At 70.8% G+C, this 20,991-nt stretch carries 18 protein-coding genes; 14 read left to right on the plus strand and 4 right to left on the minus strand.

Annotation, left to right across the window (positions count from 1 at the left end):
- The 4 genes from ACE3P2_RS07040 to ACE3P2_RS07055 all read right to left on the minus strand — a co-directional run.
- A partial coding sequence (locus ACE3P2_RS07040) for an SUMF1/EgtB/PvdO family nonheme iron enzyme (protein WP_374262655.1) occupies positions 1–1,225 on the minus strand: 1,225 nt, incomplete at its 3' end.
- Positions 1,226–1,245: 20 nt separating this feature from the next.
- Positions 1,246–4,425, minus strand: coding sequence for an SUMF1/EgtB/PvdO family nonheme iron enzyme (locus ACE3P2_RS07045; RefSeq protein ID WP_374262658.1), 3,180 nt, complete (start codon positions 4,423–4,425; stop codon positions 1,246–1,248).
- Positions 4,426–5,475 (minus strand): AAA family ATPase, encoded by a 1,050-nt coding sequence (locus tag ACE3P2_RS07050; RefSeq protein WP_374262661.1) that lies wholly within the window; start codon positions 5,473–5,475, stop codon positions 4,426–4,428. It lies immediately after the preceding gene.
- Positions 5,476–5,485: 10 nt separating this feature from the next.
- Entirely contained in the window at positions 5,486–7,390 is a 1,905-nt protein-coding gene (locus ACE3P2_RS07055) for a toll/interleukin-1 receptor domain-containing protein (protein WP_374262664.1), read from the minus strand.
- A gap of 190 nt (positions 7,391–7,580) precedes the next feature.
- Between ACE3P2_RS07055 and ACE3P2_RS07060 the strand changes: the two genes are divergently transcribed.
- The 14 genes from ACE3P2_RS07060 (at position 7,581) to ACE3P2_RS07125 (ending at position 20,842) form a co-directional block, all read left to right on the plus strand.
- Positions 7,581–8,045, plus strand: a complete 465-nt coding sequence (locus ACE3P2_RS07060; RefSeq protein WP_374262666.1) for a hypothetical protein — start codon at positions 7,581–7,583, stop codon at positions 8,043–8,045.
- Between the two features lie 508 nt (positions 8,046–8,553).
- Positions 8,554–9,930 carry an FAD-binding oxidoreductase gene (locus ACE3P2_RS07065; RefSeq protein WP_374262669.1) on the plus strand — a complete coding sequence of 459 codons (1,377 nt, stop codon included), beginning with the start codon at positions 8,554–8,556 and terminating at the stop codon, positions 9,928–9,930.
- Positions 9,931–10,048: 118 nt separating this feature from the next.
- Positions 10,049–10,321, plus strand: a complete 273-nt coding sequence (locus ACE3P2_RS07070; RefSeq protein ID WP_374262671.1) for an acyl carrier protein — start codon at positions 10,049–10,051, stop codon at positions 10,319–10,321.
- A gap of 4 nt (positions 10,322–10,325) precedes the next feature.
- On the plus strand, positions 10,326–11,579 hold the full coding sequence (locus tag ACE3P2_RS07075) for a beta-ketoacyl synthase (protein WP_374262674.1): 1,254 nt from the start codon (positions 10,326–10,328) through the stop codon (positions 11,577–11,579).
- Between the two features lie 27 nt (positions 11,580–11,606).
- Positions 11,607–11,894, plus strand: coding sequence for a phosphopantetheine-binding protein (locus ACE3P2_RS07080; protein WP_374262675.1), 288 nt, complete (start codon positions 11,607–11,609; stop codon positions 11,892–11,894).
- Entirely contained in the window at positions 11,891–12,592 is a 702-nt protein-coding gene (locus ACE3P2_RS07085) for a hypothetical protein (protein ID WP_374262677.1), read from the plus strand. The genes ACE3P2_RS07080 and ACE3P2_RS07085 overlap by 4 nt, the downstream gene beginning before the upstream one ends.
- A complete protein-coding gene (locus ACE3P2_RS07090; protein ID WP_374262680.1) occupies positions 12,589–13,926 on the plus strand; it encodes an AMP-binding protein in 1,338 nt (445 codons plus the stop codon). Before ACE3P2_RS07085 ends, ACE3P2_RS07090 begins: the two co-directional genes overlap by 4 nt.
- Positions 13,923–14,213 (plus strand): 3-hydroxylacyl-ACP dehydratase, encoded by a 291-nt coding sequence (locus tag ACE3P2_RS07095; RefSeq protein ID WP_374262683.1) that lies wholly within the window; start codon positions 13,923–13,925, stop codon positions 14,211–14,213. Before ACE3P2_RS07090 ends, ACE3P2_RS07095 begins: the two co-directional genes overlap by 4 nt.
- Entirely contained in the window at positions 14,210–15,148 is a 939-nt protein-coding gene (locus tag ACE3P2_RS07100) for an acyl-CoA synthetase (RefSeq protein WP_374262686.1), read from the plus strand. The genes ACE3P2_RS07095 and ACE3P2_RS07100 overlap by 4 nt, the downstream gene beginning before the upstream one ends.
- The gene (locus ACE3P2_RS07105) at positions 15,145–15,729 is read left to right on the plus strand and encodes a LolA-related protein (RefSeq protein ID WP_374262688.1); all 585 of its coding nucleotides are present in this window, start codon (positions 15,145–15,147) and stop codon (positions 15,727–15,729) included. The genes ACE3P2_RS07100 and ACE3P2_RS07105 overlap by 4 nt, the downstream gene beginning before the upstream one ends.
- Positions 15,726–18,080, plus strand: a complete 2,355-nt coding sequence (locus ACE3P2_RS07110; protein WP_374262690.1) for an MMPL family transporter — start codon at positions 15,726–15,728, stop codon at positions 18,078–18,080. The genes ACE3P2_RS07105 and ACE3P2_RS07110 overlap by 4 nt, the downstream gene beginning before the upstream one ends.
- 4 nt (positions 18,081–18,084) lie before the next feature.
- Positions 18,085–18,882 carry a polysaccharide deacetylase family protein gene (locus ACE3P2_RS07115; protein ID WP_374262693.1) on the plus strand — a complete coding sequence of 266 codons (798 nt, stop codon included), beginning with the start codon at positions 18,085–18,087 and terminating at the stop codon, positions 18,880–18,882.
- Positions 18,879–19,589: a class I SAM-dependent methyltransferase gene (locus tag ACE3P2_RS07120; protein ID WP_374262696.1), complete on the plus strand. Its 711-nt coding sequence runs from the start codon at positions 18,879–18,881 to the stop codon at positions 19,587–19,589. The genes ACE3P2_RS07115 and ACE3P2_RS07120 overlap by 4 nt, the downstream gene beginning before the upstream one ends.
- A 68-nt stretch (positions 19,590–19,657) precedes the next feature.
- Positions 19,658–20,842, plus strand: a complete 1,185-nt coding sequence (locus ACE3P2_RS07125) for a beta-ketoacyl-[acyl-carrier-protein] synthase family protein (protein ID WP_374262699.1) — start codon at positions 19,658–19,660, stop codon at positions 20,840–20,842.
- The last annotated feature ends 149 nt before the right edge of the window (positions 20,843–20,991 follow it).

A 20,991-nucleotide genomic window follows, 5' to 3' on the forward strand; every position in this document is an offset into this window, starting at 1 on the left:
CAATCCTGTCGTGGCTCACCGACAGGTCGCGCTGCCATTCGGTGTTGGCCGGGTCGCGGGCGGCGAGGGCTTCAAAGATGGCGAGGCTGTTGCGGTAGGCCGCCAGCGCGCCGGGCCCGTCGCCCTGGGCGCCGAGCACGTCGCCGATCTTGTTGTGGCTCACCGACAGGTCGCGCTGCCATTCGGTGTTGGCCGGGTCGCGGGCGGCGAGGGCTTCCGCGATGGCGTGGCTGTTGCGGTAGGCGGCGAGGGCGCCGGGCCCGTCCCCCTGGGCCTGGAGCACGTCGCCGATATTCCCGTGGCTCACCGACAGGTCGCGCTGCCACTCGGTGTTGGCCGCATCGCGGGCGCCCTGCGGCCCCTCCGGGGCCACCACCGCCTCCGGCAGGCCCTCCGGGCCCTTTGACCTGAGGGCAAGGCGGAAGCCAAGCCAGTTGAAGTAGTGGCCCGGCTCATCGTTCCTGAAGCGGTAAGCAGCGCGGCAGAACCGGCCGTGGTTAATCCACGACCCGCCGCGCAGCACGCAGATGACGCCCTCCGGGCCGCGCGGGTCAATTTGCGCCTCGCCGTCGTAATCCCGCCAACCGCCCGCACACCATTCCCATACGTTGCCGTGCATCTGGTATAGGCCCCACGCGTTCGGGGCGAAGCTTCTCACCGCCACCGTCTTTTCCCGCCATTTGCCCGTCGGGCCATTGGTGTAGCTGTACGTCGCGTCGTAGTTGGCCTGCTCCGCCGTGATCCCGTCGCCCCAGCTGAACACCGTCTCGCTGCCCGCACGGCACGCGTACTCCCACTCCGCCTCCGTCGGTAGCGCCGCCTTCACCCCAGGCAGGCGCAGGTCCACTTCCCGCAAAAATCCCTGCACCTCGCCCCAGCTCACACGTTCCACCGGATTCTGCGGGTCGTCCTTGAAGTCGCTGGAATTGCGGCCCATCACCGCCTGCCACACCGCCTGGCTGCACGCCGTCTCCGCAAGCCAGTAGCCTTCCATCAATCTCACCAAATGCTGCGGGCCTTCATTGTCATCACGCCCCTCCTCACCCTCCGGCGAGCCCATCAAAAACTCCCCAGGCTCGATCCAGCGAAAACGCTGCACCGGCCCGCCGAGCACCACATCGATCCACAACCCGAAACGATCATCCCCCCACGCACAGGCGCACTCCGGCGGAAACACCGGCGGCCAGCGCTGGGGCTCGGGGGGCCAGGTGAGGTCGGGGGTCATATACCGCGTGGAAGCTTGAGTCACTTTTCACCCCGATATTTTGACTTTGGCCTCGACCGCTTCCCCACCGGTATCGTTTCGCGGAGCTTCGACCACGGCATCGGACCATTTACAGGTTCGGGCTTCGCAATCACATTCGCCATGTAATCGAGCAGGCTCCCCGTGCCTGTATTGCGCAAATCGGCGGACTTCCTCAAGGATGCACTATCAAATTCTTCGAGTTTTACTTTGACGAAACTCGATTGCTCATTTGAGTCAAGCGGAGCCAATAAATGCTCCGGGGCCACCGCCGCCTCCGGCGGGCGCTCCGCGCCCCCTGGCTGGCTTGTGGACCTCAGGGAGAAACGGAAGCCCAGGTCGACGTAGCGCTCGCCCCGGAGCCTGCGGAAGCGGAAGGCAGCGCGCAGCCAGAGCGGGTCGTCGATCCACGACCCGCCGCGCACGGCGCGCGGGGCATCGGCTTCCCCCCCCGCCAGGCCCCGCGGATCAACCTGCACCGCCCCGTCGTAATACCGCAGGCCGTCCGCGCACCATTCCCACACGTTCCCGTGCATCTGGTACAAGCCCCACGCGTTCGGTTCGTACGATCTCACCGGCACCGTCTTTCCCCGGTACTCACCCGTCGGGCCATTGGCGTAGCTTGTCCTCGCGTCGTAGTTGGCCTGATCCGGCGTGATCCCATCGCCCCAGCTGAACGCCTTCTCACTACCCGCACGACAGGCGTATTCCCATTCGGCCTCCGTCGGCAAATCCGCCTTCACGCCCGGCAAGCGCTTTTCCACTTCCCTCAAAAAGCCCTGCACGTCATCCCAGCTCACCTGCTCCACCGGGTTCTGCGAGTCTTCGTTGAATCGGCTGGGGTTGCTCCCCATCACCGAATCCCATACCAACTGGCTGCACGCCGTCTCCGCAAGCCAGTAGCCTTCCCTCAATCTCACCACGTGCTGCGGGCCTTCGTCGCCCAAACGTCTCTCCTCCCCCTCCGGCGAGCCCATCACAAACTCCCCAGGCTCGATCCAACGAAAACGCTGGGTGGCGGAGCCGAAGGGGACGTCGAGGTAGAGGCCGAACTGGATGTCGGCGCCAAGCTCGATCCCCGTTTCCACCTCCACCGGGGCGGCCTGAAATGCCCGCCCGCCCGGAGGCGAGCCGCTGGTGGCGTCTTCCCCCCCTTGCTCCGACCAGCGCAGCTTGATCGGCTCGCCAAAGGGATTGGGGGCGAGGGCATACAGGCCGTCCTTGTCCATCCCCCACTCCGCCGCCCACGATGGCCGGGTGACGCCACCGATGCGGTAGGCCTGCGCTCCGGCCACCAGTTCATGAGGGCGCGCCGGCCCCGCGCCATCGAAGGGCAAGCCCAGGCGCTCCCCGTTTCCGGCGATCTTCTGCCGCAGCCCGCCCCCCGACGCGCTCCACTCGAAGACCTCCGGAACCGTCACGAGCGGCCAATGCACATACGCCGCATCGCTCCGCTTGCCAACGTCCTGGTAGTGCCACATCACCCGGGCTGACTTCATCTTTTTTGCGTCGATCAAATACGGGCGATTGTTCTCCGTCACCAGTTCCATTGCTCGGCGTGTGGCACCGCCCGATGGCCCACGCAGCGCCTTCGCCACATCCCGGGAATCGAGGCCGGCCGGAATGTGCGCCACATCGGCCACCGCCCAGATCGGCGCGAGCCGCGCCGAGTGCTCGTCCATCAGGCGCGCATCGCCGCCCTGCCGGGTGAACAGGTCTCTGGCGTAGCTCACGACATTCCCCACCCTGCCGTCCGGCTGGAGGCCGGCCCGGGCCATCCACTCGCCGGCGCGTTCCACCGCCGGTCTGAACTCATCCGGCAGGCGGCCAGCGTGGGCGCGCCAGATCAACGCCTCCAGCGATTCGGTGGACCGGCCCTGGTAGGCATGGAGCGCCAGCATCCGCCGTAGCGTCTCGTTCTGCTCGGCGCGCCCGCCCTCCGTCGCCCCCAGCGCGGCGAAGGCCGCGCGATGGCGGGCCTGGGCGGAGGCGGCGATTTCGCAGACGCGATAGCCTGCGCGGACATCCGCCGGGTGATCCCACGCCAGCGCCTCCAGCCCTGGCTCGGCCGCAGTGTCCGGCGACACGAGGCGCAGGCTGCGCAGCAAGGCCGGCTCGACGCGCACACAGCAGGCCATGCGGTCGAGCAGGCGGTGCAGGGTTTCGTCGGGCCACGGGGGCTGCTCGGCACAACGCCCGGGTTTGACGGGGTGCAGGTCGCCGGCGCCGAGGCAATGCACGCTGGCGTGCCGGGCCGCCTCGCGGCTGACCAGCCGGGGCGAGGCGGGCACCCAGGCCAGCGGGCGGGCGCCCGCGGCGGCCATGCGGCGGCAGAACAGCGTCCACCGGGGCGCGCTCTGCCCGTCGCGGGACAGCAGGCCCAGGTCGCCGAGGATCAGCACCGGCGTGCCGGGAGGTGGCGCCGGGATACGACCGGCGAACGCCACCGCCGCGCCCCGGCCATGCTGCACGGTGAGCACCGCATCGGGCGAGTCCGACACCCACCACAGGCGCACCTTGCCCGCCCCCAGCAGCCGTCGGACCTCGCCAACGATCCCCGCCAAATCCTGCTCGTAGGGGATCAGGCGACGGGCAATGTCGAACACGACCCACGCCTCGCCCCCGGCGCCACGACGGGTGAGGCGAGGCAGGCGCCGGAGATTCTCGGCGCGGGACAGGCGCCGCACCAGCGCCCCCACATCAACCCCGCCGGCGTGGACGTGGCTCAGGGAGCGGCGCAGGGCCGGCCACAAGCGAGTGCGCGGCACGAGAGGCGTGATGGGCGGCGCCTCACCGGGGGCGCGCGGCCCGCAGTCGGCCGGGGTGAGGGGTTGGAGCGGTTCCGGCGGGGAGGCTGCGTCGTCCCTGGTGGGCAGCTCGCGGGACGCCAGCACCATGAAGAAGCGGGCTTGCAGCGGCGCTCGCCGCGCAGGCGGCGGCGACTCGTTGGGGCAGTCGCCGCCACCCACGCGCGCCTCGTCGTCGTTGGGCGGCGGCGCGTCCCTGCCGGCAGTCTTGTCCACGTGCCGGCCGTCGCCGCTTGCCGGCGGCTGGGGAAACAGCTCGAGCAGCCGGGCGAGGCGGGTCATCCCCGCGTCGGGAACGGCGTCGGGGTCGCCGCCGTGGGCATCCGCCAGCGCCCGGAGCAGATCGGCGCGGCCGCTGAGCCGGAGATGGCCCATTCAGCGCGGCTCCCCGGCTGCGCGCTGGCTGCGCTGGCTCGCCTGGGCGGGCTGATGGGCGGCGCTTGCCGGGTCTTCGACCGCGTGTTTCAGATATCCATAGGCCGACAGGCGGTCGAGCCACTTGAGCTGGGCCGCGGTGCGCGTTGTCGCGTCGGGTTCATCCTTGAAGAGGGCGTGCAGCGCATAGAGCAGGTCGAGATATTCGGCGAGGCCGGGCTTGGCGAGGTTGTGGCCGGCGACGGCATCCCGGTCCTTCACCAGTTGCTCGGCGGCCTGCCACAGCACGTCGTCGTGCAGCAGGGGCTGCGCCCGCCCGTCGATATTTTCCAGCGCCCCGAAGTGGGCCTTGCCCCGCGCCACCAGCCAGCCCGCGTAAGCGCTGTCTGCCGCCAGCGACAGCACGATGCAGCGGCGCAGGAAGGCGGCGGGCAGATCCCGTTCTTCGTTGGTGGTGATGACGATCAGGGGCGCCTGCACGCCGGGGCCGCCGATGGGCGCGGCCACCGGCTCCACGTGAAAGCTGCGCTGGGCCAGCACCTCCAGCAGGCTGTTGGGCAGGTCGCTGTCGGCCTTGTCGATCTCGTCGATGAGGACGACATGGCCTTTGACTTCGCCGTTGCCTTCCTCCGCGGACATGAACCGAGTCGCCGACGCCCACCCATAGGCTTTCCAGAGCACGCCCGGGCGCCAATATAGACGGTCGTTCAAGGCTTCAGCCCCCTTGCCGCCTACCTGGGCCTGGGCATCCGCCAACCTCTTGATTGCATCAAAACGGAAGCGCAACTCGTGGGGCTCGAAACGGGGGTGGATGGTTTCGGCGTGCAGCTTCCAGCCAAGGGCCTGGGCCGCCGCACGGGCCAGCTGGGTCTTGCCGGTGCCGGGCTCCCCGCGCACCAGCAGCGGCCGACCCGCCGCGTAGGCGAGGGTCAGCGCGTCGATCTCCGGCTGCGACCACTGGTGCCAGGATTGTGAATACGCTTCTGTCTTGTCGAGTCGGGTGATCGTGCCGGCCTGCAGGCCGACAAAGGGGGATTTGGGCTGGGTCATCGGGGTGTCCTCAGGAAATCAAAGCCAGAAAGGCGGGCCACGCGGCCTTGAGGCCGTCCCACACGGGCGAAATCTTCTCGACGATCTTGCCGCCGTTCTCCACGGCCTCTGCGCCCTGCTTCAAGCCTTCGAGGCAGCGCTTGACGAGTCTGGCGTCGCCTTCGCTGGGCTTGCCCGTCTCGACCACGGCGCTGACCTCTTTCAGATCGGCAAGCAGCCGCGTCTTTTGCGGCACGCCATCGGCCAATGCCGCGATGGATGCCTGGAGCGCCGTCAAGGCCTGAGCCACCGTGTTCCAGTCGGCGGGGCTACCCGCGTGGATATCGCGGCCCGCCACCTTGGCGTGATCCCCAAAATTGACGGCGCCACCCGACGCGTTGATGTTGTAGTTATTTACAACGTTCCCGTTGCTCCCGTCTTTTGCCGGATTTGCCATCTTTTGCTCCGCTCCTGTTTTCGTTTCCGGCGGAAATGCCTCCGCCAGGGCATTTTGCAGATCGCCGATCACCGCGAGCGCCCACTGTGGAACATCCTGCCGTTCGGCGCTACGGAAGAAGGCGTGAATCTCGTACTGGGCGAGGAAATCCTGCAGCGCGGCGCGCGGCCCGGGCTGCGCGTAGGCGCCGTCCGCCAGCGCGGTGACCACGACATCGGCTTTCAAGTCCCGCCGCCGCCGGATCACCGTTGCCTTCAGATAGCCCGCGCTGATTGCATTGCCGGAGGCGACCTGGCTGCGATCGAGCGCCCGCATCACCTCCGAACGCACGAGGCCGGGCCCCGCTTCGTCCGGATCGCCGAGCACCTCCGCGGGGGGCGTGATCGCATAGACACATTCGGGTTCGCGTTTTCCGCCCTTGAAGCAGAGGCCGAAGCCCATGCGCTCGGCGGCGATCAGGCTTGCCATCAGGATTTCCTGCTCCCACACGGGCTCCTCACGCCCGGGCTGGTAGCCGGCCTCCACGGCCGCAGCCCGGAGATAGGTTTCAGCGATGACCAGAATCATCCTGACCAGCGCCCCTTCGACAGGCTCTCCAAGATCCGGCTTGCCTTTGCAGGCCCGCAGGCACCCGACCGCTTCCGCAAGAGTCACGCAGCAGTCGTCCGTGGCACAGACGAAGCGCATCACCGTGTCCGGCGAGGCGGGCAACTCGACCCCCACGATCAGTTGCTCGTCGGCAAAGACCTCCGCCAGCCGGGCTTGCGTCCAGTGCTGTTCGAGATGCGCCCTGAGCGCCGCACACAGCGCCGATTCGACTGGAACGGGCGATTTTTCGGGAACGCACGCGAACGCCGGCCCGGAATCGGGGAGAGGGGCGGGAATGGGCTGCGGCGGCGCCGGGTCGGGCGGCGCACTGGCGCCGTCTGCCCCCTTGAACGGATGCGCCTTGATGAAGGCCAGGATGCGCTCCGTGACATTGGCCCAGGCGGCGTCTTCCTGCGCTCCCCAATCGCTCACCGGCTTGGCGTTTCCGCTCACTTTCGGCAGGCCACCCGAATGCCATTCGCCCAGCAGCTTGGTTGCGCCCGATTCCGGATTGCGAACCTTGATCCCGTACCAGTCGGGCAGAGGGCGCAGCAACACCGTGATGACATGAATGTTGCGCTGAAGCGCGCGAGCCAACTCCGTCGTCATGCAGAACTCGGACAGCACCGAATGGGGACTCACAAGAAAGATCAACAACTCGCATTCGTCCAGGGCCTTGCCGATGGCAGGCCGCCATTCCGCCTCGACGCTCAGCCGCTCATCGTCGAAGAAGATCTCGTCCTTGCTCAGCAGCCCCTCGTGGGCCTGGATGGCCGCTTTGAGACTAGTCAGGAAGGCCCGGGGATAGCCGACCCCGACCTCGGCGCGCGAATCGCAGCGCGCCTCGTCCTTGTGCGAATACGAGATGAACACCTTCCAGCGCCCGGGCATACCGCTCTCCAAAATCGTCATTGCGCAAAGCATAAGCCATCGCCATCACGGCGATGTTGGCGCGCATTGCACGGCGACACCGCCGCCTTACGAATAATGCAAAAAAAATACCGTAATGTATTATCCAATCCGCGCAAACAACTGTTCCATGCGCTTCCGCACACCATCAATCAACGTCAGGAGCACCGCCATGACTCAAAACCTCGTCTCCCTCGATCTCACCGACAACCTGCCCAAGTTCGATGGGGCTCTGGATGCCATCGAGGGCTTGATGGATGTGTTCGTGTCGCTCACGCCGGACGAGGTGCGGCAGCTGACCAAGATCGGGGACAAGAGCGAGACCTTCTGCCGGCAGACGGTGGCGATCCTTGAGCAGAACAAGCAGGCGCTGCCGCCGGGTTTTGATCTGGGCGAGCTGAAGCGCGATCTGGCGGCCTTCGATGCGCTGCGCCCGCGGCTGATCCGCCTGCAGGCGCTGGCGGCCAAGTGCGCCGATACCCAGGTGGCCCTGGGCAGCGACATCCTCTCGGCGAGCTACGACGGCTACCGGCTGCTCAAGACCTTCGGCAAGGCCGACAACGTGACGCCCCTGCAGGAGGCCATGCGTTCCAACGTGCGCCGAACCGCACCGGCCAAGGCCGATAGCGCGGCCTGAGCCCGGCCCGGGGTTTGAGGGGGTGGGGGGTGGTTTTTCATCGACGGGGGGTGATTGCCACCCTCCGTTGCCTAATTTTGAGGCGACGCTGCCTGATTTTTAGGCAATCGAGGGGGGGCGGCACCCTCGGTCGCCTCATTTTTAGGCGACGTCGCCTAAATTTTAGGCAGCGCAGCCTAAGGATGGGGCGGCATTGCCTAAAGTTTAGGCGGCTGAGGGTAATCGGGAGGGTCGATTGCCTAATAATTAGGCAATCGAGGGTAACCGGGACTCTCGATGGGGCTGGCGCCAACCCGAGCCATGCCGGGTCTTCGTGGGGGCGACTTCAGTCCAGTCGCCCATCCGCGGGCGGGGCAGGCGCAGGTGGTGGATTGAAAGTCCGCGGGCGGCTGAAGCCGCCCCTTCAAGGGCCCGTGCGGAGCGCTGGGGTGTGGGCTTCCCCGGGTAGTGATTGGCCCCAAACCGCGCTACCCTCTGCGCACTTCCCCCTCCATCGCCGAGACCCGCCATGTCCCTGCCCGACACCTTCACCCAAGCCCTTGCCGCGCGCTTCGGCAAGCGTTTTTCCACTGCCGAGGCCGTCCGTGCCCACCACGGGCACGACGAGTCGCACTTTCCCGACGCGCTGCCCGACGGCGTGGTGTGGCCGCACAGCACCGCCGAGGTGGTGGAGGTGGTCAAGCTGTGCCGCGAACATCGGGTGCCGATCATCCCGTTCGGGGTCGGCAGCTCGCTGGAAGGGCACATCCTGGCCACCCGCGGCGGGATCAGCGTGGACATGTCGGAGATGAACCAGGTCGTCGCCATCCACGATGAGGACATGGACGCGGTGGTGCAGCCGGGCGTCACCCGCAAGACCCTCAACGCGGCGCTGCACGGCACCGGGCTGTTCTTTCCCATCGACCCGGGCGCGGATGCCTCGCTCGGCGGCATGGCCTCGACGCGGGCCAGCGGCACCAACGCCGTGCGCTACGGCACCATGCGCGAGAACGTGCTGGGGCTGGAGGTGGTGCTGGCCGACGGGCGGGTGATCCGCACCGGCGGCCGGGCCCGCAAGTCGAGCGCGGGGTATGACCTCACGCGCCTGTTCGTGGGCTCGGAAGGCACCCTGGGCATCATTACCGAGCTCACGGTGCGGCTGCACCCACTGCCCGAGGCGATCTCCAGCGCCACCTGCTCCTTCCCCGACGTGGCGAGCGCGGTGCGCACGGTGATCCAGACCATCCAGCTGGGCGTGCCGGTGGCGCGCATCGAACTGCTCGACGCCCTCACGGTGCAGGCGGTCAATCGCTACAGCAAGACCACCCTGCGGGAATCGCCGATGCTGTTCTTCGAGTTCCACGGCTCGCCCACCGGCGTGGAGGAACAGGCCCAGACCGTGCAGGAGATCGCCCGCGACAACGGCGGTCAGGATTTCGAGTGGGCGACCCGCCCCGAAGACCGCACCCGCCTGTGGCAGGCCCGCCACGACGTGCTGTTCGCCTGCCTCAACCTGCAGCCGGGCAGCCGCGGCATCTCGACCGACGTGTGCGTGCCCATCTCGCGCCTCGCCGAGGCCATCGCCGGCACCCAGGAAGAGATCGCCGCCACCGGGCTGATCGCCCCCATCGTCGGCCACGTGGGCGACGGCAACTTCCACGTGGTGATCCTCACCGAGCCCGACAACCCGGCCCAGGTGCACGCCGCCGAGGCGCTGGGGCGGCGCATCGTCGAGCGGGCGTTGCTGCTGGACGGCACCTGCACCGGCGAGCACGGCATCGGCATGGGCAAGATGGATTTCCTGCGCGCCGAACATGGCGACGGGGTCGCCGTGATGGCGTCGTTGAAGGCCGCCCTCGACCCCCTCGGGCTGCTCAACCCCGGCAAGGTCTTCACCCCGGGCTGAGGCCCGGCCTGCCGGGTGCAGGTGCCCGGTCGCGTGGTAAAATTGTCGATAAAAATGCGCCAGACCCGGTTTTTAAGCGTGTCTGGCGCCCTCCACCAGCCGAAGCCTTCATTCCGCCATGGACATCCTGACCGTCATCCGTGATTTCCTCCACGACCGCCTCGGCGTCGATCCCTCCACCATCCATCCGGAAACCACCCTGGCCGAACTCCAGGTCGACTCCCTGATGCTGGTGGAATTGATCTTCGAGTGCGAGGAAAAGTTCAACGTCACCTTCGACCGGGACACCGCGACCCCCAACACCATCGGCGACATGATGACCATCGTCGAAGGCTTCGTCGCCGCAGCCGAGGCCAAGGCCGCCGCCAACCCGCCCACCCCGCAGGGCTGAGCCGATGAGCCGCCACCGCGTGGCCGTGACGGGCCTCGGTGCCGTCACCCCGGCCGGGGTCAGCGCCGATGATTTCTTCGACCGTCTGCTGGCCGGCGAATCCTTCGTCCGCCTGCACACCGCCGACGCGCCGCCGCGGCCGGTCACCCAGCCCGCCGTGCACTGCGCCGGTTTCGACGCCGACACCCTGCTCGGCCGCCCCATCGCCAGCGCCACCGACCGCTCGGTGCAGATGGCGCTCGCCGCCAGCTTCGAGGCCTGGCGCCAGGCCGGCTTCGACCGCGGCGAGAAGGTCGTGCGCCCCGAGTTCGGCGTCGCCTGGGGTTCGGCGCTGGGCAGCAGCGGCACCTTCGAGCGCGGCTACAAGGAAATGTGGCAGAACGGCCGCGAACGCCTGCCGCCCATGTCGGTCGTGATCGGCATGAGCAACGCCGCCGCCTCGCAGATCTCGATCCAGCTCGGCCTCGCCAACGCCAGCCTCACCTACGTCGCCGCCTGTTCGTCGGCCGCCTCCGCGATCGGCGAAGGCTACAAGCGCATCCGCGACGGCGAGGCCACCCTGATGGTCACCGGCGGCAGCGACGTGCCCCTCACCTACGCCACCATGAAGGCCTGGGAAGCCCTGCGCGTCATCGCCGTGGCCGACGAGGCCGGCGCCCCCGCCAGCTGCCGCCCCTTCCACCCGGCGCGCAGCGGCCTCGTGCTCGGCGAAGGTGCCGCCACCCTGATCCTCGAAAACTGGGATCACGCCGTCGCCCGCGGCGCCCCGATCCTCGCCGAGATGATCGGCTACGGCACCTGCAGCGACGCCAGCCACCTGGTCCGGCCCGACCCGGCCGGCCAGGTCCGGGCGATGCGGCTGGCCCTGGCCGACGCCGGTCTCAGCCCGGACGCGGTCGATTACGTCAACGCCCACGGCACCTCCACCGTCGAGGGCGACGCCATCGAGATCGACAGCCTGCGCCAGCTCTTCGGCGAACGCGCGCCGGCGGTGCCGGTGAGCGCCACCAAGTCGATGCACGGCCACCTGATGGGCGCCGCCGGCGCCATCGAGGCCGTCGCCACGGTGCTCGCGCTGCGCCGCGACGCCCTGCCGCAAACCGCCAACCTCGACACCGTCGATGCGGCCTGCGGCGGCGTGCGCCACATCGTCGGCGCCCCGCTGGTCGGCAGCGGCGCCCGCGTCGCCCTGTCCAACTCCTTCGCCTTCGGCGGCTGCAACGTCGTCCTCGCCTTTCGCAAGGCCGACGCCGCCTGACCACTCCGAAACCCACGTCAAGCCATCATGACCACGACCCCCGACGCCGCGCAGGCCACCCCTCCGACCACCGCCGATGTCGCCGAGATCATCGTCTCCGCCCTCAACCTCGACATGACGCCCGACGAAATCGACGCCGACGCCCCGCTGTTCGGCGACGGGCTCGGCCTCGACTCCATCGACATCCTCGAGATCGCGCTGGTCATCTCCAAGCGCTACGGCATCCAGTTGCGCGCCGACAACGAAGACAACGCCACCATCTTCCGCTCCCTGCGCAACCTCACCGACTACATCGTCCGCCAGATGCAGGCATGACCGGTCGCCAACCGCCGCTCCTCGCCCTGCTGCTTCCCTGCCTGGCGCTGGCCGGTTACGACGGACTCGCCCATTACGTCAGCACCATCCCCGACGCCGCCCACTGGGCGGTGATCGTGACCCTGCTGCCCGCCGGCGCGCTGGCGGCCGGATTCGCCGCACGGCGCTTCGGGCGGCTCGGCGGTGTGCTCGGCGCCCTCGCCGTGGCGGCCGGGGTGGCGCTCGTCTGGCCGCTGCTGCAGGCCAACCTCGCCGGCCACATGAGCCGCCTCTACCTGCTCCAGTACCTCGCCACCAACCTCGCCCTCGGCGGCTTCTTCGGCCTCACCCTCACCGGCGGGCGCACCCCGGCGTGCACCACCTTCGCCACCGTGCTGCAGCCCTACCCCAGCCCCGCGGTGCTGCGCTACACGCGCCGCCTCACCCTGGCCTGGGCGCTGTTCTTCGTGCTCAGCGCCGCGCTGTCCGCGCTGCTCTACGCCTTCGCCAGCCCCGAGGCCTGGTCGCTGTTCTCCAACGTCGCCTACCTGCCCTCGCTGGTGCTGATGTTCCTCGTCGAAGGCCTCGTGCGCCGCCGCGTCATCCCGGCCGACGAGCGCCACGGCATCCTCGACTCGATCCGTGCCTACATGGCCAGCACCCAGCCCGGTGCCGCCCCGCAGGCCCCCACCGTCCCCGGCAACCCGATCCGGCAATGAACGCGTCCACCCTGCCCCTCACCGACCACCCGCGCCCCGACAGCGTCATCGCCTGGCGCGCCGACGGCCCGGTCAGCCGCAACCAGTTCCTCGCCGACGTGGCCGCACTCGCCGCCCTCTTCCCGCCCGGCGGCCATGTCCTCAACACCTGCCAGGACCGCTACCACTTCCTCGTCGGCCTCGCCGCCGCCGCGGTCGCCGGACGGGTCAGCCTGCTGCCGCCCAACCTCACCGACGAGACCGTCGCCCGTCTCTCCGCCGGCACGCCCGACCTGCTCTGCATCCACGACGGCCAGGGCGCCGTCGGCGGCCTGCCCGGCCTCGCCATCCCGCCGTCCGCCCCGGTCGGCGCCGACCCGCTGCCGGTGCCGCGGATTCCGGTCGAGCGCGTCATCGCCCACGTCTACACCTCCGGCTCCACCGGCGTGCCCGGCACCCACACCAAGACCTGGGGCAGCCTCGTCGTCAATGGCCTCGCCGAAGCCGAGCGCCTCGGCGCCGCCGGCCACGTGCTCGTCGGCACGGTGCCGGCCCAGCACATGTACGGCTTCGAATCCACGGTGCTGATCTGCCTGCACGGCGGCGCCGCCCTGTGGCACGGGCGCCCCTTCTACCCCGCCGACATCGCCGCCGCGCTCGCCGCCGTACCGCAGCCGCGCGCCCTCATCACCACCCCCTTCCACCTGCGCGCCCTGCTCGACGCCGAGGTGGCGGTGCCGCCCCTCGACTTCATCCTGTCCGCCACCGCGCCGCTGTCCGAAGCCCTCGCCCGCCGCGCCGAGGCCGACCTCGGCGCGCCGCTGCTCGAAATCTACGGCTGCACCGAGACCGGCCAGCTCGCCAGCCGCCGTGCCACCGCGACGCGCGCCTGGCAACTGCTCGGCGACGTGCGCCTGGTCGCCCACGGCGACGGCCACGCCGCCCGGGGCGGCCACGTGGACGGCACCGTGCCGCTCTCCGACGTGCTCGAACCCGTCGACGAGCGCCACTTCATCCTCCACGGCCGCAACGCCGACCTCATCAACATCGCCGGCAAACGCACCTCGCTGGCCTATCTCAACGAGCAACTGGGCGGCATTCCCGGCGTCGAGGACGGCGCCTTCCTGATGCCCGACGACGAACCGGACGACCACGTCACCCGCCTGCGCGCGGCCGTCGTCGCCCCCGGCCTCACCGCCCGCGACGTGCTCGCCGCGCTGCGCCAGCGCATCGACCCGGTGTTCCTGCCGCGCCCGCTGATCTTCGTGGCCAGCCTGCCGCGCAACGCCGCCAGCAAGCTGCCGCGGGCCGAACTCCTGGCCCTCTTCGCCGCCCACGCCGGAGTCGGCAAATGAGCGCCGCGCGCTGGACGGTCCCCGCCGACCATCCCGCCTTCCCTGGCCATTTCCCGGGCCGGCCGATCCTGCCCGGCGTCGTGCTGCTCGACGAAGCCCTGCGGCGCGCCCCGGCCGGGCTCGCGATCACCGGCCTCGCCAGCGCCAAGTTCCTGCGCCCGGTGCCGCCCGGGGCCGAGCTCGCCTTCGACTACGGCGCCCCCAGCGCCACCGCCCTGCGCTTCGACATCCGGCACGGCGACACGCCGGTCGCCACCGGCAGCTTCCGCCTCGGAGCCGCGCCGTGAGCGGGCCGGCGGACACCCCGCCGGCCGCCGCCGCATCCTGGACCCGCCAGTCCGAACGCAGCAGCGCGGCCATCATGCGCTTCATGGCCTGGCTGTCGCTCACCCTCGGGCGACGCCTCAGCCGCGTCGTGCTGCACGGCATCGCCGCCTATTTCGTCGCCTTCGCGCCGGCCGCCGGCCGCGCCTCGCGCGCCTATCTCGCCCGCGCCCTCGGCCGCGCGCCCACCCTCGCCGACCGCTACCGGCACATCCTCGCCTTCGCCACCACCATCCACGACCGCATCTACTTCCTCAACGAGCGCTTCGACCTCTTCGACATCCAGATCGACGGCGCCGAGCAGGTGGACGCGGCCCTCGCCGGCGGGCGCGGCGTGCTCCTGTTCGGCGCCCATCTGGGCAGCTTCGAAGCCCTGCGCGCCCTCGGCCGCCATCACACCCGGCACACCGTCTGCATGCTGATGCACGAAGACAACGCCCGCAAACTCAACAGCGTGCTCGCCGCCATCAACCCGGCCGCCGTTCAGGACGTGCTCGCCCTCGGCCGGCTCGATTCGATGCTCCAGCTACGCGACCGCCTCGACGCCGGCCAGATGATCGGCGTGCTGGCCGACCGCACGCCCCAGGCCGACACCCGCCCACAGGACTTCCTCGGCGCCCCTGCCGAGTTTCCCCTCGGCCCCTTCCGCCTCGCCGCGATGCTGCGCCGCCCGGTGCTGTTCATGACCGCGCTGTACCTCGGCGGCAACCGCTACCGCCTGCGGTTCGCGCAACTTGCCGACTTCTCGGCGGTCGACCGCGAGGGCCGCGACGCCGCCATCGACGCCGCCCAGCGCGCCTATGCCCAACAGCTCGAACAATGCTGCCGCAGCGCGCCCTACAACTGGTTCAACTTCTTCGATTTCTGGCGCCCCGATGGCGCCGGCCCGCGCCCATGAATTTTCGCCCCGCCCTCGCCGCGCCCCTCGCGGCCCTTCTCCTGCTCGCCGGCGCCGCGCCGGCCCGCGCCGCCTGGGACGTGGCCACCCTGATGGGCGAGCTCGCCCGCAACCCCGGGGGCCGCGCCACCTTCACCGAAAAGAAGTACATCGCGCTGCTCGACCGCCCGGTGGTGTCGTCCGGCGAGATGCGCTACGTCGCCCCCGACTACCTCGAAAAGCGCACCCTCAAGCCCCGGCCCGAGCTGCTGCTCCTCGACAAGGACCAGATCGTCGTCGAGCGCGGCAAGCAGAAGATCACCCTGCGCCTGACCGAGCAGCCCGAGATCCTCGCCTTCGTCGCCAGCATCCGCGGCACCCTGTCCGGCAACCGCGCCGCGCTCGAACGCAACTACGCCCTGCACCTCGCCGGCACCCGCGAGGCCTGGACGCTGACCCTCTCGCCCAGCGACACCCGCATCGCCGAACTGGTCACCCGCATCACCATCGGCGGCAAGCGCGGCCAGGTGGGCAGCGTCGAATACCTGCAGGCCGACGGCGACCGCGCCGTGATGTCCATCGAACCCGTCGCCACGCCATGACGCCGCGCCTGCACCGTCACGTCCTGGTCTGGCTGATCGGACTCGCGCTGTGCGCCGCGGTGGCCCTGCGCGCCCACTACACCGCCGACATGTCGGCCTTCCTGCCGCGCAGCCCGACGCCCGCCCAGCAGCTGCTGGTGGATCAGCTCACCGAAGGCGTGCTGTCGCGCCTGCTGCTGGTGGGCATCGAGGGCGCCAGCCCCGAGGCCCGCGCCGACCTGTCCCGCGCGCTGGCCCGGCGGCTCGACGAATCCGGCCAGTTCCGCTCGGTGCAGAACGGCGACCCCGCCGCCCTGGCGGTGGACCGGGATCTCCTCTTCAACAACCGCTACCTCCTCAGCCGCGCCGTCACCCCCGAGCGCTTCAGCGTCGCCGGCCTGCGCGAGGCCATCGGCAGCAGCATCGACCTGCTCGGCTCGCCCGCCGGCATGATGCTCAAGAAAATCCTCCCGCAGGACCCCACCGGCGAGATCGTCGAGCTGATCGGCAGCCTCGACACCGGCGGCGGCCCCGCCAGCGCCCACGGCGCGTGGGTCTCGAAGGACGGCCAGCGCGCCATCCTGATGCTCCAGACCCGCGCCAGCGGCTCCGACACCGACGCCCAGGAAGTCGCCATCGCGCGCATCCACAGCGACTTCGCGGCGGTCGCCGCCAACCAGCCCGACGCCCGCGTGCTGGTCTCCGGCGCCGCGGTGTTCGCGGTCAAATCCCGCGCCGCGATCCAGTCCGAGGCCGTGCGCCTGTCCACCGCCGGCAGCGTCATGGTGATCTGCCTGCTGCTGCTGATCTACCGCTCGCCCACCGCCGTGGTGCTCGGCCTGATTCCCGTCGCCAGCGGCGCCCTGGCCGGCATCGCCGCGGTGGCGCTGGGCTTCGGCACGGTGCACGGGCTCACCATCGGCTTCGGCACCACCCTGATCGGCGAAGCGGTCGATTACAGCATCTACTATTTCGTGCAGTCCGACGGCGCCGAGCGCGACGGCAGCCCCGGCAACTGGATGGCGCGCTTCTGGCCCACCATCCGGCTCGGCGTGCTCACCTCGGTCATGGGCTTCGCCTCGCTGCTGTTCTCGGGCTTCCCCGGCCTCGCCCAGCTCGGCCTGTACTCCATCGCCGGCCTCGTCACCGCCGCCGCCATCACCCGCTTCGTGCTCCCGCACCTGCGCCCCGCCGGCCTGCCGATCCGCGACATCCGCCCGGTCGGCGTCGCGGTGGCCGGGTTGTGGCAGCACCTCACCCGACTGCGCCCGCTGATCGCGGTGCTGGCGGTGGCCGCCATCGGCGTGCTCGTCACCCACCACGACCGGGTCTGGAGCGCCACCCTGTCGGGCCTCAGCCCCGTCTCCGACGCCGACCAGGCCCTCGACCAGCGCCTGCGCGCCGACCTCGGCGCCCCCGACCTGCGCTACCTCGTCGTCCTCAAGGCCGCCGACCGCGAAGCCGCCCTGGCCGCCGCCGAAAAGGTCGGCGCCCGCCTCGACGGCCTGGTCGCCGCCGGCACCCTCGGCGGCTACGAGAGCCCGGCCCGCTTCCTGCCCAGCACCGCCACCCAGGCCGCCCGCCAGCACGCCCTGCCCGAACGCGCCGAGCTGGCCCGCCGCCTCGACGCGGCCCTCGACGGCCAGCCCCTGTCCGCCAGCCGGCTCACCCCCTTCCTCGACGCCGTCGACGCGGCCCGCCGCCAGCCCCTGCTCACCCCCGACAGCCTGCGCGGCTCCACCCTCGCGCTGGCCGTCGACTCCCTCCTGCTGCAGCGCCCCACCGGCTGGACCGTGCTGATGCCACTACGCGCCCCCGCCGGCGACCAGCCCCTCGACCCCGCCGCCGTGCGCGCCGCGCTGGAGGGCGCCGGCAACGACGCCCTGTTCGTGGACATCTTCGGCGAATCCTCCGCCCTCTACCGGGCCTACCTCGACGAAGCGATCCTGCTGTCGCTGGCCGGCAGCCTCGCCATCGTCCTGCTGATGGCCGCCGTCCTGCGCAGCCCCGGCCGCCTGGCCCGGGTGCTCGCCCCGCTGCTGATCGCCGAACTGCTGGTCATGGCCGGCCTCGCCCTGGCCGGCGAACGCCTCACCCTGCTGCATCTGGTCGGCATGTTGCTGATCGTCGCGGTCGGCTCCAATTACGCCCTGTTCTTCGACCGCCCCGACGCCAACCCCGCCGACGACCCGCGCACCCTCGCCTCGCTGCTCCTCGCCAACCTCGCCACCGTCATCGGCTTCGGCATCCTGGCGATCTCGCCGGTCCCGGTGCTCAAGGCCATCGGCATCACCGTCGGCCCCGGCGCGGTGCTCACCCTGCTGCTCTCGGCGATCCTCGCCCGGCGCCCGCCCACGCGCGTCGCGTCCTGACCTCATGGCCCGCTGGCAGCCCAGCCCCTTCCTGACCCTCAGCGCCGGCCTGCACGCCGCAGCCGGCGTCGGGCTGCTCGTCGATCCCGCCGGCTGGCCCGTCGCCGTCGGCGCCCTGCTCGCCAACCACGCCGCGCTCACCGCCGCCGGCCTGCTGCCGCGCAGCCGCCTGCTCGGCCCCAACCTCACCCGTCTGCCCCCCGCCGCCGTCGCCCGCCGCGAGATCGCACTCACCATCGACGACGGCCCCGACCCGGCCGTCACCCCCCGCGTGCTAGGCCTGCTCGATGCCGCCGACGCCCGCGCCACCTTCTTCTGCATCGGCCGCCGGGCCGCCGCCCACCCCGGGCTCGTCCGCGACATCGTGGCCCGCGGTCACGCGGTCGAGAACCACTCCGAACACCACTGGAAACGCTTCTCGACCCTCGGCTACGCCGCCATGAGGGCCGAAGTCGCCGCCGCCCAGGCCAGCCTCGGCGCACTTGCCGGGCGTGCCCCACGCTTCTTCCGCGCCCCCGCCGGGCTGCGCAACCCCTTCCTCGACCCGGCCCTGGCCCACCTCGACCTGCGCCTCGCCGCCTGGACGCGCCGCGCCTACGACACCCGCAACGGCAACCCGCAGCAGGTTCTCGCCCGCCTCGGCGACGGCCTCGCCGCCGGCGACATCCTGCTCCTGCACGACGGCAACGCCGCCCGCACGCCGGATGGCCAACCGGTGATCCTCGCCGTGCTGCCGCCACTGCTGGCGCGAATCCGCGCCGCCGGGCTCACGCCGGTCACCCTCGCCGAAGGCTGCCAATGAGCGCCCCACTGCGCCAGCTCGCCGTCGAAGCCGCCGAAGCCTATCGCCCCGCCGGCCGCTGGGCCTACCACTTCGCCCGCGGCAAGCTCGCCGGCGACCCCCTGTTCGGCACCCTGCTGCGCCCTGGCCTGCTGCCCGCCCGCGGCCATTACCTCGACCTGGGCTGCGGCCAGGGCCTGCTCGCCGCCTGGCTCCAGGCCGCAGGCCGACGCCATGCCCTCGGCGCCTGGCCCGCCGGCCATCCGCCCCCGCCGCGCCTCGCCCGCTACACCGGCGTCGAGCTCCTCGACAGCGCGGTGCGGCGCGGCAACCTCGCCCTCGGCCACGACCCGGCGATCCACCTCGACACCGGCGACATGACCCGCGCCGTCATCCCGCCGGTGGACGTCGTCACCCTCATCGACGTCCTGCACTACATCCCCGCCACCGCCCAGGAAGCGCTCCTTGCCCGCATCCGCGCCCAGCTTGCCGCCGACGCACGCCTGCTGCTGCGTGTCGGCGACGCCTCCGCCGGCCTCGCCTACCGCCTCTCCCGGCTCACCGACAGCCTCGTCGTGTTCGGCCACTGCGCCCGCTGGCCCGCCCTCCACGGCCGCCCCCTCGACGCCTGGCTCGAACTGCTGATCCGCCTCGGCTTCCGCTGCGAAACCCATCCGATGGGCGGCGCCGGCTTCGCCAACATCCTGATCCTGGCCCGGCCCGACTGAACCCACCCCTCGCCGGTCCCCGTTTGGCATTCTGGTAAACTTCCGCGACCTCCCCACCGAGTGCGCCCGTGACACCCCTTCACCTCGCCCACTACACCCAGGTCAGTTGCGTCGGCGACGGACTGGCCCCGTTTCGCGACGCACTGCGACATGGCCGCAGCGGACTCGCCCCGTGCGCATTCCAGGGCACCGCGCTGCCCACCTGGATCGGTGAAGTCGCCGATCTCGACGACGCCCCGCTGCCCCCCCCGTTTGCCCGGTTCGACTGTCGCAACAACCGCCTGGCCCGCCGCGGGCTCGAGGCCGACGGCTTCGACGCCGCGGTGCGCGCGGCCATCGCCCGTCACGGCGCCCGCCGGGTCGGGGTGATCCTCGGCACCAGCACCTCCGGCATCCTCGAAACCGAAGCCGCCTTCCGCCAGCGAGGCGCCGACGGCGCCCTGCCGGCCGGCTTCAACTACGCCGGCGCCCACAACACCTATTCCCTGGCCGCCTTCGTGCGCGCCTGGTTCGGACTCGAAGGCCCGGCCGCGGTGGTCTCCACGGCCTGCTCATCGTCCGCCAAGGTCTTCGCCGCCGCGGCGCGGATGATCCACACCGGCCTCATCGACGCCTGCCTGGTGGGCGGCGCAGACAGCCTCTGCCTCACCACCCTGCACGGCTTCGCCTCCCTCGAACTCACCGCCCCCGAACCCTGCCGGCCCTACGACGCGACGCGTCAGGGCATCTCGATCGGCGAGGCGGCCGCCTTCGTCCTACTCGAACGCCCCGCCGACGACACCCCCGGCGTGCTGCTGCTGGGCTGCGGCGAGTCGAGCGACGCCTACCACATGTCCTCGCCCCACCCCGAAGGCCGCGGCGCCCGCCAGGCCATGGAAGCGGCCCTCGCCGACGCGGCTCTCGCCCCCGACGCCATCGACTACATCAACCTCCACGGCACCGCCACGTTCAACAACGACGCCGCCGAAGGCTGCGCCGTCGGCCAGCTGTTCGGCAACCGCGTGCCGTGCAGCTCGACCAAGGGCCTCACCGGTCACACCCTGGGTGCCGCCGGCGCCCTCGAAGCCATCGTCTGCGCCCTCGCCCTCGAGGACGGCTTCCTCCCCGCCGGCGCCCACACCCGCCAGCTCGATCCGGCGCTTCCCCTCGACTACCTGCTCGCCAGCCGTGACGGCCGCGTGCGCCGGGCGCTGAGCAATTCCTTCGGTTTCGGCGGCAGCAACTGCAGCCTCGTCTTCGGGAGCGCCGCATGAGCCAGCCCCCCCTCACCGCCTGGATCGACGGCATCGGTCTCGTCGCCCCCGGTCTCCCCCACTGGGCCGGCGCGTGCGACGTGCTCGCCGGGCGCTCGCCCTACGTCCCCGCGCCCAGCGAGCTCGCCGCCCCGGCGCTGCTGCCGCCG

It is taken from the genome of Zoogloea sp. (assembly GCF_041911615.1).
In the GTDB taxonomy this organism is placed as follows: Bacteria; Pseudomonadota; Gammaproteobacteria; order Burkholderiales; family Rhodocyclaceae; genus Zoogloea.